The 12,035-nt window shown below is 74.2% G+C and carries 13 protein-coding genes and 1 riboswitch; of the genes, 6 read left to right on the plus strand and 7 right to left on the minus strand.

Annotation, left to right across the window (positions count from 1 at the left end; translation table 11 throughout):
• The first annotated feature begins 200 nt into the window (after positions 1 to 200).
• Genes ACWPOB_RS25300 through ACWPOB_RS25320 form a run of 5 tightly spaced genes read left to right on the plus strand, consistent with a single transcriptional unit; the run spans position 201 to position 5,295 of the window.
• Positions 201 to 740: a vWA domain-containing protein gene (locus ACWPOB_RS25300; RefSeq protein ID WP_455402497.1), complete on the plus strand. Its 540-nt coding sequence runs from the start codon at positions 201 to 203 to the stop codon at positions 738 to 740.
• Entirely contained in the window at positions 740 to 1,354 is a 615-nt protein-coding gene (cobO, locus tag ACWPOB_RS25305) for a cob(I)yrinic acid a,c-diamide adenosyltransferase (protein WP_100058946.1), read from the plus strand. Before ACWPOB_RS25300 ends, cobO begins: the two co-directional genes overlap by 1 nt.
• A gap of 28 nt (positions 1,355 to 1,382) precedes the next feature.
• Entirely contained in the window at positions 1,383 to 3,752 is a 2,370-nt protein-coding gene (locus ACWPOB_RS25310) for a cobyrinate a,c-diamide synthase (RefSeq protein WP_455402498.1), read from the plus strand.
• Complete coding sequence (locus tag ACWPOB_RS25315) at positions 3,734 to 4,684, plus strand: cobalamin biosynthesis protein (RefSeq protein ID WP_455402499.1); 951 nt, start codon at positions 3,734 to 3,736, stop codon at positions 4,682 to 4,684. Before ACWPOB_RS25310 ends, ACWPOB_RS25315 begins: the two co-directional genes overlap by 19 nt.
• 53 nt (positions 4,685 to 4,737) lie before the next feature.
• A complete protein-coding gene (locus tag ACWPOB_RS25320) occupies positions 4,738 to 5,295 on the plus strand; it encodes a hypothetical protein (RefSeq protein ID WP_006945398.1) in 558 nt (185 codons plus the stop codon).
• A 57-nt stretch (positions 5,296 to 5,352) separates the two neighbouring features.
• Here the strand turns inward: ACWPOB_RS25320 and ACWPOB_RS25325 are convergent, their stop codons facing one another.
• The 4 genes from ACWPOB_RS25325 to ACWPOB_RS25340 form a co-directional block, all read right to left on the minus strand.
• Positions 5,353 to 6,087 (minus strand): cobalt-precorrin-6A reductase, encoded by a 735-nt coding sequence (locus ACWPOB_RS25325; RefSeq protein ID WP_455402500.1) that lies wholly within the window; start codon positions 6,085 to 6,087, stop codon positions 5,353 to 5,355.
• Positions 6,084 to 7,577 (minus strand): cobyric acid synthase, encoded by a 1,494-nt coding sequence (locus tag ACWPOB_RS25330; RefSeq protein ID WP_455402501.1) that lies wholly within the window; start codon positions 7,575 to 7,577, stop codon positions 6,084 to 6,086. The genes ACWPOB_RS25325 and ACWPOB_RS25330 overlap by 4 nt, the downstream gene beginning before the upstream one ends.
• 5 nt (positions 7,578 to 7,582) lie before the next feature.
• On the minus strand, positions 7,583 to 8,362 hold the full coding sequence (locus ACWPOB_RS25335) for a CbtA family protein (protein ID WP_455402532.1): 780 nt from the start codon (positions 8,360 to 8,362) through the stop codon (positions 7,583 to 7,585).
• A 98-nt stretch (positions 8,363 to 8,460) separates the two neighbouring features.
• Positions 8,461 to 8,625: a CbtB domain-containing protein gene (locus ACWPOB_RS25340; RefSeq protein ID WP_373566487.1), complete on the minus strand. Its 165-nt coding sequence runs from the start codon at positions 8,623 to 8,625 to the stop codon at positions 8,461 to 8,463.
• Between the two features lie 59 nt (positions 8,626 to 8,684).
• A riboswitch (cobalamin riboswitch) is annotated at positions 8,685 to 8,798 on the minus strand.
• A 59-nt stretch (positions 8,799 to 8,857) separates the two neighbouring features.
• On the opposite strand from ACWPOB_RS25340, the gene ACWPOB_RS25345 reads away from it, so the two are divergent.
• Entirely contained in the window at positions 8,858 to 9,397 is a 540-nt protein-coding gene (locus ACWPOB_RS25345; protein WP_455402502.1) for a histidine phosphatase family protein, read from the plus strand.
• 7 nt (positions 9,398 to 9,404) lie between these two features.
• Here ACWPOB_RS25345 and ACWPOB_RS25350 read toward each other — a convergent pair whose 3' ends face one another.
• The 3 genes from ACWPOB_RS25350 to ACWPOB_RS25360 all read right to left on the minus strand — a co-directional run bounded on the left by ACWPOB_RS25350 (position 9,405) and on the right by ACWPOB_RS25360 (position 11,955).
• A complete protein-coding gene (locus ACWPOB_RS25350) occupies positions 9,405 to 10,337 on the minus strand; it encodes a cation diffusion facilitator family transporter (protein ID WP_455402503.1) in 933 nt (310 codons plus the stop codon).
• Positions 10,338 to 10,406: 69 nt separating this feature from the next.
• Positions 10,407 to 11,552, minus strand: a complete 1,146-nt coding sequence (locus tag ACWPOB_RS25355; RefSeq protein WP_455402504.1) for an FUSC family protein — start codon at positions 11,550 to 11,552, stop codon at positions 10,407 to 10,409.
• A complete protein-coding gene (locus ACWPOB_RS25360) occupies positions 11,539 to 11,955 on the minus strand; it encodes a DUF3151 domain-containing protein (protein WP_029545418.1) in 417 nt (138 codons plus the stop codon). The genes ACWPOB_RS25355 and ACWPOB_RS25360 overlap by 14 nt, the downstream gene beginning before the upstream one ends.
• Positions 11,956 to 12,035 lie beyond the last annotated feature (80 nt).

The raw sequence follows: 12,035 nt of genomic DNA on the forward strand, positions 1-12,035 counted from the left end.
GATCTCCAGGTTCAACGCGTCGACGGCAGGCGTGGTCGACCCGGGGAACAGACAGGTCGCGTGGTCGAAGGTCACTGGGGCCATGGCAGGAGAATAGGCGACCCCGCCGCCGTGGTGTCCTTTCGGACCACCACAAGTCCGAAAGGACACCACGGCCGGAGCTGCGGCGGAAGGTCGTCGAGGGCCGCGAGGCCAACCTGGTGCTGCTGTGCGTCGACGCCTCCGGCTCGATGGCGGCGCGGCAGCGGATGACGCAGGTGAAGACGGCGATCTTGTCGCTGCTGCTCGACGCCTACCGGCGTCGCGACACGGTGGGCCTGGTGACCTTCCGCGGGGATCGCGCCACGCTCGTGCTGCCGCCGACCAATTCGGTGGACGTGGCCGCGACGCGGCTGCGGGAGCTGCCGGCGGGCGGGCGCACCCCGCTCGCCGAGGGACTGCTCGAGGCGGCCGAGACGATCCGGCGGCACCGGCTGCGCGAACCCGACCGGCGGGCCCTGCTCGTCGTCGTCACCGACGGCCGCGCCACCGCCGGGCCGGACGCGGTGGCCCGGTCCCTCGCGGCCGCCGACCGGCTCGCCGCCGCCGGGATCGACTCGGTCGTCGTGGACTCCGAGACCGGCCGGTTCCGCATGGGCCTCGCGGCCCGGCTCGCCGAGCGGCTCGGCGCCGAACACGTCCCCGTCGGTGAGGTCCACGCCGACGCGCTCACCACCGTCGTGCGAGGAAGGGCCGCCTGATGCCGAAGGGACAACCGACCGCCGTGCCGGACGACGGTCTCACCACCCGCCAGCGCCGCAACCGGCCGCTCCTGATGGTCCACACCGGCGACGGCAAGGGCAAGTCGACCGCCGCGTTCGGTCTCGCCCTGCGCGGCTGGAACCAGGGCTGGTCCGTCGCGGTGTTCCAATTCGTCAAGTCCGCCAAGTGGCGCCTCGGCGAGCAGACCGCCTTCGAGACCCTCGGCGACCTGTACACCGAACGCGGCACCGGTGGCCCGATCGAGTGGCACAAGATGGGCTCCGGATGGTCGTGGTCGCGCAAGGACGGCACCGAGGAGGACCATGCCGCCGCGGCGCTCGCCGGGTGGCGGGAGATCCAGCGCCGGCTCGCCGCCGAGCAGCACGGGCTGTACGTGCTCGACGAGTTCACCTACCCGATCGGCTGGGGGTGGATCGACGCCGACGAGGTGGTGCAGACCCTGCGGACGCGCCCCGGCCACCAGCACGTCGTGATCACCGGCCGACGGGCGCATCCGGCGCTGATCGAGGCCGCGGATCTCGTCACCGAGATGACGAAGATCAAGCACCCGATGGATGCGGGCCAGAAGGGCCAGAGGGGCATCGAGTGGTAACACTCGCATGTGACGGCGTGGTGACCGCATGACGCCGCTGCCCCGGGTGGTGGTGGCCGCGCCGGCCTCCGGACACGGGAAGACCACGGTCGCGACGGGCCTCATGGCGGCCCTGCGGGCGGCCGGGCACACCGTGTCGGGACACAAGGTCGGCCCGGACTACATCGACCCCGGCTACCACGCCCTCGCGACGGGCCGGCCCGGCCGCAACCTGGACGCCCATCTCGTCGGCACCGACCTGCTTGCGCCGCTGCTCGCGCACGGCGCCCGCGGCGCGGACGTCGCGATCGTCGAGGGCGTGATGGGCCTGTACGACGGGATGCTCGGCACCGACGGTTTCGCCTCCACCGCCCACACGGCCGCCGTCCTCGGTGCCCCGGTGATCCTCGTGGTGGACGTCTCCCACGCCTCCCGCTCCGTCGCGGCCGTGGTGCACGGGATGGCCACGTTCGACCGCAGCGTCCGCATCGCCGGGGTGATCCTGAACAAGGCCGGCTCGGTGCGGCACTCCGACGAGGTGGTCGAGGCCCTGGCCGCGACGGGCGTCCCCGTGCTCGGCGTCCTGCAGCGCGACGACGGGATCTCCGCGCCGTCGCGGCATCTGGGGCTGGTGCCGGCCCAGGAGCGGGCCGAGGCCGCCGCGCAGCTCGATCGCCTGGCCGCACAGATCGCCGCGCGGGTGGATCTCGCAGAGGTGATGCGGATCGCGTGCGCCGCACCGGATCTTCCTGCGAGCCCGTGGGATCCGGGGGCGCCGGCCGACGACGGGCCGGTCGTCGCGATCGCCGGCGGCCGCGCCTTCACGTTCCGTTACGCCGAGACCGAGGAGATGCTGCGCGCCGCCGGGTGCCGCACCGTGGTGTTCGATCCGCTGCGCGACGAACGACTGCCCGACGGCACGGCCGGGATCTATCTCGGCGGCGGCTTCCCCGAGGTGCACGCGGCCGATCTGGCCGCGAACACCGCTCTGCGCGAACATCTCCGGGCCGCGATCGCGGCCGGGACGCCCACCGTCGCCGAGTGCGCCGGGCTGTTGTACCTGTGCCGCGAGGTGGACGGTGCGCCGATGATCGGCGCGATCGACGCGGCCGCCCGGATGACGCCGCGCCTGACCCTCGGCTACCGCACGGCCGTCGCGCCGCGCGAGACCCTGCTCGCACCGGCGGGCACGCGGGTGACCGGGCACGAATTCCACCGCACCACGGTCGATTCCACCGACGAGCCGGCGTGGCTGCTGGGCGGGCGACCCGACGGCTTCGCGTCCGCCACCCTGCACGCCTCCTACCTGCACACCCACTGGGCCGGGCATCCGGCGCTGGCGCAGCGGTTCGCCGACGCGGTGCGGGCCACGACGCCGGTTCCCCCGCCGCCGCGCACGACCCGGGCCGCCGCACCGGACCTGCAGCACCACGGCGACCGGGAGGCCACGCCGGGACTGGTGGATCTGGCCGTCAACGTCTCGCGCCGGCCGCGCCCGGAGTGGCTCGACGCGGCGCTGGCCGGGTCGCTGGCCGAGCTGGATCGGTATCCGGACCCCCGCGCGGCGCGCGCCGCCCTGGCCGCCCGGCACGGCCGCGACCCGCTCGAGGTGCTGCCCACCGCCGGCGGCGCGGAAGCGTTCACTCTCGTCGCCCGCGCCCGCCGCTGGGCGCGACCGGCGGTGGTGCACCCGCAGTTCACCGAGCCGGAGGCGGCGCTGCGCGCCGCCGGGCACGACGTGACCCGGGTGCTGTTGCGCCGCAAGGACGGCTTCGTCCTCGACCCGGCGCTGGTGCCCGACGACGCCGACCTCGTGATCGTCGGCAACCCCACGAACCCGACCGGCGTGCTGCACCCGGGTGCCGCGCTGCGGGCCCTGGCGCGGCCCGGCCGGGTGCTGGTGGTGGACGAGGCGTTCATGGATGCGGTACCGGGGGAATCGGAATCGCTTGCCGGCGCGTCGCTTCCGGGCGTCGTGGTGGTCCGCTCGCTCACCAAGACGTGGGCGATACCCGGTATCCGCGCCGGATACGTGCTCGGCGACGAGTCGATCGTCGCCGAACTCGCCGCGCACCAGCCACCGTGGTCGGTGTCCACACCGGCGGCGGCGGCGATGATCGCGTGCGCGTCGCCGGCGGCCACGGTCGAGGCGGAGCTCATCGCCGTGCAGGTCGCGGCCGACCGCGCCGTCCTCGTCGACGGCCTGACCGCGCTCGGCATCGAGGTGACCGGTCCGTCGGCGGCACCGTTCGTGCTGGCGCACGTCCCCGTGGGGACGCGGGAGCGCCTGCGGGGCAAGGGCTTCGCGGTGCGTCGCGGGGACAGCTTCCCCGGCCTCGGCGCCGACTGGGTGCGCATCGCGGTGCGCGATGCGCAGACCACCGAGGCGCTGCTCGGGGCATGGCGGGAGCTGACGTGAACCCGCGCGCCGCCGGCCTCGTCCTCGGCTACCTCGCCGATCAGGCGTTCGGCGATCCCCGTCGCGGCCACCCGGTGAGCGGCTTCGGCCGGATCGCCCGGACCACCGAGCGCGCGCTGTACGCGGACCACCGGGCGGCCGGGACGCTGTTCACCGCGGTGCTGGTCGGGGCCGCGGCCGGCCTCGGCTACGGCGCGGACCGGCTCACCCGGCGTCGTCCGCTGCTGCGGACGGCGGTGACCGCGGCCGCGACGTGGACCGTGCTCGGCGGCCGGTCGCTGGCGCGGGAGGCGACGACGATCGACGGCCAGCTGCGCCGCGCGGATCTGCCCGCCGCGCGCCGGCAGGTCACCCACCTCGTCGGGCGCGACCCGTCGCGCCTCGACGCCGCCGGCGTCGCCCGCGCCACCCTCGAGTCCCTCGCGGAGAACACGTCCGACGCCGTCGTCGCCCCGCTGCTGTGGGGTGCGGTGGCGGGGCCGGCGGGCCTGCTCGGCTACCGGGCCGCGAACACCCTCGATGCCCGCGTCGGCCACCGCACGCCGCGCCACGAGCGGTTCGGCTGGGCGTCCGCCCGGTTCGACGACCTGCTCAACCTGGCGCCGGCGCGGCTGTCCGCGCTGCTCGCGGCGGGCCTGGGCGAGCGGCCCGGCGCGGCCCTGACGGCCTGGCGCCGCGATGCCCACCGGCATCCGAGCCCGAACGCCGGGCCGGTCGAGGCCGCGTTCGCGGGCGCGCTCGGGGTCACTCTGGGCGGGGTGAACGTCTACCACGGCGTGGTGGAGGACCGCGGCACCCTCGGCGACGGCCCGGCCCCGGAACCCGGGGACATCGCGCGGGGCGTGCGGCTCGCGGCCCGGGTCGGCGCGGGCGCGCTCGCGGTGTCCGCGGTCGTCGCGTCCGCGAGCACCGTTGTGGCGCGAATCACGTAAGCGGTGTAACACTGTAATCAGTGATATTGGCACTTCGTCCCGAGGAGGACGACATGCGACACCATCCGCACATGCACGGACCCCGCTTCGGACGCCCGGGCGGCTGGCAACAGGCCGACGTCCCCGATGCGAGCGACGCCGCCGAGTGGTTCGCCGGACGCCTGCCCGACGACTGGTTCACCGGCCCCGCCGACATCGAGGTCGACCGCGAGGAGATCGTGGTCGTCGGGGAACTGCCCCCGCCCGAGGACACCGGCCCCGCGTCCGTCGACGGGCGCATCGCCCGGTTCCGGGAGACCACCCGGCCGGACCGCATGCGCATCGCCGACGAGGCCGAGGCCCGCTACGGCCGGAAGGTCGCGTGGGGCGTCACGCTCGGCGAGCGTCGAGTGCTGTTCACCCACTTGGCCGTTCCGGTGATGACCCGGTTGCGCCAGCCCGAGCGCAAGGTCCTCGACACCCTCGTCGACGCCGGCGTCGCCCGCTCGCGCTCCGACGCGCTCGCCTGGTGCGTCCAGCTCGTCGGGCAGCACAGCGAGCAGTGGCTCGCCGAGCTCCGCGAGGCGATGCGCAAGGTCGACGACCTGCGCACCGAGGGCCCGCAGGTCTGAGATCGCGGACCCGCGCGGTTCCCGGTCGCCTGCACACGAACTTGGGTGCACGGAGGACTAATTCGCGCGAGAATCCGTCGCCCACGCGACGGCGTCCGCGACCGTCGCCACCGTCGGCACGCCCGCCGGCGACGGCGGGCGGCGCACGACGACCACCCGCACCCCGAGTTCGGCGGCCGCGTCGAGCTTGGCGCGGGTGAGGTCCCCGCCCGAGTCCTTGGTGACGAGCACGTCCACCCCGTGGCCGGCGAGCAGCGCACGCTCGCCGTCGACGGTGTAGGGGCCGCGCGCCAGCAGCACCGTCCAGGAGTCCGGCACGTCGAGGTCCAGCGGCTCGACCACCCGCACCAGGACGCGGTGCCGCGCGAGCGCCCCGAGAAAGCGGTCGAGGGTCTGGCGGCCCGTGCTCAGGAACACGCTCGCCCCCCGGGCGGCCACCGCGGCGGCCGCGTCGTGGTCGTCGACCCACGTCCAGTCGCCGGTGCCGGTCCAGCCCGGCCGCGCCAGGCGCAGCAGCGGCACCCCGGCCGCCGCGCAGGCGGCCGCGGCGTTGCCGCTGATCCGCGCGGCGAACGGGTGGGTGGCGTCGACCACCCGGCGGATGCCGTTGCCGCGCAAATACTCCCGCAGTCCGTCGATGCCGCCGAAACCGCCGATCCGCACCTCGCCGACCGGCAGGCGCGGGTTGCGCACCCGTCCCGCGAGCGACGACAGGTACGCCACCCCCGCGGTGTCCAGACCGGTGGCGAGCGCCCGCGCCTCGCCGGTGCCGCCGAGGATGAGTACGGTCACGCCAGGCCGCCCGTCAGTGTGGGCAGCACCGGCCGATCCCCGAGCATCCGAAGCAGGGCGTCGACGTCGAGGTGCTCCTCGACCATGTCCGCGAGCACCTCGAGGCGCGCCTCGCGGGCGGCGTGGAAGCCGACGGTGCCGGTGGCGAGGTCGCGGCCGGTGAGGGCGGCGGCCTCGCGGAGCCACGCCGTGCGCAGGGCGTCGCCCTCGAGGCTGCCGTGCCACATGGTGCCGAACACCGTTCCCGCCCGGGCGCCGCCGAGGAACTCCTCGTCGCCGCCGCGGGAGATGCGGCCGTGGTGGATCTCGTACCCGGAGGCAGGCACCCCGAGCGCCGACCCGGCCGGCAGCCGCAGCACCTTCTCCGGGTCGAACCGGGTGTGCACGTCCAGCAATCCGAGCCCGTCCACGCACGCCCCGGGGGCGCCCTCGACGCCGTGCGGATCGGAGATCCGCCGGCCGAGCATCTGGAAGCCGCCGCAGATCCCGAGCACCACGCCCCCGCGACGGGCGTGATCGGCGACGGCGGTGTCGAGGCCGCGGCCGCGCAGCCACGCGAGGTCCGCGAGGGTGGCGCGGGTGCCGGGCAGGATCACCACGTCGGCGCCGGCGAGGGCGCGCGGATCGTCGACGAACCGCAGCCGCACGTCCGGTTCGAGGCACAGCGCATCGACGTCGGTGAAGTTGCTGATCCGCGGCAGCATCACCACCGCGACGGTGAGCGACCCGGCGCCGTCGTGGGCCGGGCGCGACGACAGGGCGAGCGAGTCCTCCGAGTCGAGCCACAGGTCGCGCTGCCAGGGCAGCACGCCGAGCACGGGCCGGCCCGTGAGCTCTTCGAGCGACTCGAGACCGGGACGCAACAGCCCGAGGTCGCCACGGAACTTGTTGATCACGAAGCCGCGGACGAGGGCCTGATCGGACGCGTCGAGCAGGGCGAGCGTGCCGTACATGGCGGCGAACACCCCACCGCGATCGATGTCGCCGACGAGCACCGTCGGCAGGTCGCCGTGCCGGGCCAGGCCCATGTTCACGTAGTCGTGGGCCCGCAGGTTGATCTCGGCGGCGCTGCCGGCGCCCTCGCAGACCACCACGTCGAACCGGTCCCGCAGGTCGTCGAGCGCACCGAAGGCGGCCTCGGCGAGGTGCTTTCGGCCGCCGGCGAATTCACCGGCCTCGAGGTGACCGGCGGGCCGGCCGAGCACGACGACGTGACTGCGACGGTCGCTGCCGGGTTTGAGCAGCACCGGATTCATCGCAGCCTCGGGTACGGCGCGCGCCGCCACCGCCTGGATCCACTGCGCGCGACCGATTTCCACACCGTCGCCGGTGACCGGGTCGACGGCCACCATGGAGTTGTTGGACATGTTCTGCGCCTTGAACGGCGCGACCGACAACCCGCGGCGGGCCAGAGCCCGGCAGATCCCGGTGGTCACCACGGATTTCCCGGCGTCCGAGGTGGTTCCGGCGACGAGCAGGCCCTGTCCCACGACGGCTACGCCACGCGGACGGGCACGCGACGATCGGCGCGTTCGGTGAGGAACGCGAACGCCACGCCCAGGGCGAACCACAGGGTGGTCTGGACGATCACCGACGCAACGCGGAAGTCCCACAGCAGTGTGGCCGGAAAGTCCGCGCCGACCTCGTCGATCGTCGGCAGCACCGCGTACCCGAGGCCGACCACGACGAGGAACGCCAGGACCGGTCCGGCGAGCCGGACGGTACGCAGCTCCTGACGGGCGAGCGCCTTCGCGGCGGCCACCGCCACCGCGAGCGCGACGAGGCCGAGCACGACCGCCGCGACCCACAGGAGGGTGCGCTGGTCGATGGTGTCCGGGTCCCCCACCGCCGGCGGGTTGGCCGGGTACTTCAGGAACGGCACCGCTTCGATCGCGAGCCATCCCGCTCCGGCGCCGAGCAGTCCGAGAGCGGGACCCGACAGCGTGGTGTGGCGCCGGGCGAAGTGCAGCACCGACGCGAACAGCGCGCCGAGCGCCAGACCGGCGAGGGTCGTGGCGAGGATCAGGCCCACCTTCTGCCCGGTGCGGCTGACGAGGGCGTCCTCGCCGTGGCTGTGACCGGCGGACGCGACCTCGTGCGTGTGGGAATGCGCCTCGGTGGCCGCGTGCGTCGCGGCGGCCTCCTCCAGCGCGATCGCGGCCTCGATGTGCGGCTCGCCGACCACGAAGGCGACGGCGCCGGCGAGCAGGCCGGCAATCAGGCCGGCCAGCAGGCCGCGCAGCAGGATCCGGGTGTAGGGGCCGGTCAGCGGGATGCCTGCCGACACGACAGCGTCCGGGTGCGACGAGACGCCGGCCCCCGGCCTCAGTGACACGCCAGCCCCCGGCCTCAGTGACACGCCGGCCCCCGGCCTCAGTGGCACGGCAGGCCGAGCAGGTGCCGGCCGTCGTGCATCAGCTCGTGCATGAACATGCCGGTGCGCGAGATCGCGCCCTGGTCGAAGCCGACCAGGTAGAGGGTGACGAAGGCGAGCAGCACGACGGCGGTGATCGCGGCGGCCAGCGCCGCGGAGCCCATCGTGGACTCGGGGGTGTGAACAGTAGCCATGGCATCCTCCTGGGATAACGCGTCCCGTCGAAAATCCATGCGCCGAGACAGTTTTCTGACTCCCGGGCGGGTGGCCCGGTCACAGTGGCGCGACCGCTCCGGACTTGCACCGGATTGCCTGCACCTCGGCACGTGTGACGCAGGAACAGTCGCACCGTGAGCCCGCCCCTGTCAAGGCGACACCCCCGGCGGTTGTGATTCGATGACCGCCGTGGTTCGCCTCGTCCTTCTGTCCCATGCCTCGACGGAGGCGCAGCGCGCCGTCCGGTTCCCCGCCGACGAGCCGCTGTCGCAACGCGGCCGACGCGAACTGGAGCGGGCGGTCGCGCCGGTGGCCGACCGCGTCGTCGTGGCGCCGGAGCGACGGGCCGTCGAGACCGCAGCCGCGCTGGGCACGACGGCCGGGGTCGATCGGGCGCTGCGGGACCTGGACTACGGCGACTGGGCGGGGCGGGCGATGGACGAGGTGCCGGCCGAGAGCCTGCAGCAGTGGCTCACCGACCCGCACGCGGCGCCGCACGGCGGCGAGTCGATCGCGAAGCTGACCGAGCGGGTGGCGCAGTGGCTCGACGGGCTGGCGCCGGGCCGGGTCGTCGCGGTCACCCACCCGGCCGTGATCCGCGCCGCGACGGTGCACGCCCTCGGCGCGCCCGCGGCAGGATTCTGGCGGATCGACGTGCGCCCGCTCGCACAGGTCCGGCTGCACGGACGCGGGGGCCGGTGGTCGCTGCGGCTGGGTTGAGCCCGCCCTACCAGGTGACGTTCTCCTCGCAGCGCCGCCCATTGACGGTCGTCTCCACCTGGACGGTGGCGTGCTCGAGCCCGTGGGAGGTGAGGACGGCGCGGGCCGATTCGAGCACCCACTGCGCGTCGTGGTCGCTGATCAGGTGCACGGTGGCGACGTCCATGCCGGTGGTCAGGGTCCACACGTGCAGGTCGTGGACGCCGGTGACGCCGGGCAGGGCGGACAGGTCGGCGCGGACCCCGTCGACGTCGAGGTGGGCCGGCGAAGCCTGGGTGAGGATGCGCAGCGACGCCGCGGCCAGGCGCACCGCCCGCGGCACCACCCACAGGGAGATGAGGACGCCGACGACGACGTCGGCGAGGCTCCAGTCGAACAGCAGGACGAGGGCGCCGGCGACGAGCACCCCGACGCTGCCGACCGCGTCGGCGAGCACCTCGAGGTAGGCGCCGCGCACGGCGAGGCTGTCCTTGGCGTCGGCCCGCAGGAGCAGCATGACGACGAGGTTGGCGGCCAGGCCGGCCGCCGCGGTGACCACCAGGGCCGTCCCGGGGATCTCCGGGGCGTCACCGATCCGGCGGATCGCCTCGTAGAACACCCACACCGCCACCGCGAGCAGCAGCGCGGCGTTCGCCATGGCGGCGAGCACCTCGGCGCGGTGCCACCCGAAGGTGCGCGCGGCCGCCGTGCTGCCCCGCCGGGCCAGGATCAACGCGACCATGCCCATGGACATGCCCACCACGTCGGTGAGCATGTGGCCGGCGTCGGCGAGCAGGGCCAGCGAGTCGATCCACAGGGCGACGCCCGTCTCGAGGATCAGGAACGCGACCAGGACGACGAGGGCGATCGCCATCCGCCACAGGCGTCCCTTCGACGGGCCGGCCCCGCCGGGAGTGCTCGTCCCGGAATGGCCGTGCGAGTGGCCGTGTCCGACGCCCATGGTCCTCCCTCCGAAGTTTCGGCAATCATATGCAGACATACGCATATGTTCAACGGAGAGGGGAGCCGCTCAGGACTCGGGGGGATACGCCGGATGCTCCACCGTCGGGGGCAGCGTGGCGATCGCCGAGACCCGCTCGAGGCCGGCCACCTGCAGCAGGTCCACGACGAGCGAACGAATCTGCGCGAACACCACCGTCGAGGACAGGCCCGCCCCCGCCACGAGGTCCGGCTTCATCTCCCGGGCCACGCTGCGCAGCACCCGGGCCGCCTCCGCCTGATCGGGCTGCTCCCCCGGCTCGGCGAGGACCATCAGCCGCAGCACGTCCACCGCCCCGGCCAACTCCTCGATGCGCCGCACCAGCCGCGGGTCGAGGATCTCGTCGTCGCGCACGAGCGAGAGCGACCGGCGCGCCAGCACCCGCGTGTTGCGCATGGCGTTGTCGATCGGGTCCGCCGCGGCCATGAGGCGCTCGAGCCGGGGCCGGCTGTTCCAGTACAGCGGCGAGATGCGGCTCACCTCCTTGCCGCCGGAGATGTTGGCGCGCATCGCGTCGATCGCCGACTGCGTGGCCCGGGCCTCCCTGAGGGCCGCCTCGATGGGTTTCGGGTTGTTCTCGACCAGCCCGGCCTCGACCTTGCGCAGCACGTCCGCCGTGGTGGACAGCACGTTCGCCGCCTCCCGCCGCGCCCGGCGCACCGGGTGGGTGGGAATGACGGCGACGACGGCGATGCCGACCAGCCCGCCGATGAGGGCGTCGACCATTCGGTCGATACCCCCGGACCCGCCGGGCGGGATCAGGGTCGCCACCAGCACCGCCGAGTTCCCGGCCTGCATGGAGAAGATCGGGCCGCTGTTGAGCGCGACCGCCGTGCCCATCGCCATCGCGACGACGAGCGCGATCTGCCACGGGCCGCTGCCGATGAACGAGATGATCAGGTCGCCGACACCGATGCCCACGGTGACACCGCAGACGAGTTCGACCGACCGTCGCATCCGCGCACCCAGCGACAGCCCGAGCGACACCACCGCCGCGATGGGCGCAAAGAACGGCTGCTCGTGCCCGACCGGCCCCGTGGCGACCCACCAGGCGATGCCCGCTGCCAGCGCGCACTGCAGGATCGGCAGCGCCGAGGAACGCAGGCGACGCCCCGACGTGCGCAGCCGCCGGCGCGTGCCCACCTTGGTGGGTAACCGGGGACTAATCGACGCCAAGTGCTTCGGCGGCGCGCGGGTCGCAGTCCTCGAGCAGGTCGAGGCAGCGGGCGTGCTCGTCGGCCTCGCCGATCTCCTTCGCCGCGCGGGCCAGCGTCGCGACGCACCGCAGGAAGCCCCGGTTCGGTTCGTGGTCGAACGGCACGGGACCGAAGCCCTTCCAGCCGTTGCGGCGCAACTGGTCGAGACCGCGGTGGTAGCCGGTGCGGGCGTAGGCGTAGGCCGCGATCGTCTCGCCGCGCCCGAGGGCGGCTTCGGCCAGGTATGCCCATGCGATCGACGCGGTCGGGTGGTCGGCGGCCACCTTCGCCGGGTCCTCGTGGTTCAGCAGCGCCGACTCCGCCTCGTCGTCGCCGGGCAGCAGGGTGGGTTGGGGTCCGAGAAGGTCACCGAAAGACGTCATGGCCACCATTGTGCCCACCGCCGGAGGACGGTCGATAGGCTGCCCGGGAGAACAGCCGTCCGTCCAGCAAGGGGGATCGC

The sequence above is a fragment of the Rhodococcus sp. 2H158 genome, assembly GCF_053764755.1.

What these genes read in the sequence shown, in the direction of transcription:
- cobO (WP_100058946.1), top strand. Translation starts at nt 740, where the DNA reads ATGCCGAAGGGACAACCGACCGCCGTGCCGGACGACGGTCTCACCACC.
- ACWPOB_RS25310 (WP_455402498.1), top strand. Translation starts at nt 1,383, where the DNA reads ATGACGCCGCTGCCCCGGGTGGTGGTGGCCGCGCCGGCCTCCGGACAC.
- ACWPOB_RS25315 (WP_455402499.1), top strand. Translation starts at nt 3,734, where the DNA reads ATGGCGGGAGCTGACGTGAACCCGCGCGCCGCCGGCCTCGTCCTCGGC.
- ACWPOB_RS25320 (WP_006945398.1), top strand. Translation starts at nt 4,738, where the DNA reads ATGCGACACCATCCGCACATGCACGGACCCCGCTTCGGACGCCCGGGC.
- ACWPOB_RS25340 (WP_373566487.1), bottom strand. Translation starts at nt 8,625, where the DNA reads ATGGGCTCCGCGGCGCTGGCCGCCGCGATCACCGCCGTCGTGCTGCTC.
- ACWPOB_RS25345 (WP_455402502.1), top strand. Translation starts at nt 8,858, where the DNA reads ATGACCGCCGTGGTTCGCCTCGTCCTTCTGTCCCATGCCTCGACGGAG.
- ACWPOB_RS25350 (WP_455402503.1), bottom strand. Translation starts at nt 10,337, where the DNA reads ATGGGCGTCGGACACGGCCACTCGCACGGCCATTCCGGGACGAGCACT.
- ACWPOB_RS25360 (WP_029545418.1), bottom strand. Translation starts at nt 11,955, where the DNA reads ATGACGTCTTTCGGTGACCTTCTCGGACCCCAACCCACCCTGCTGCCC.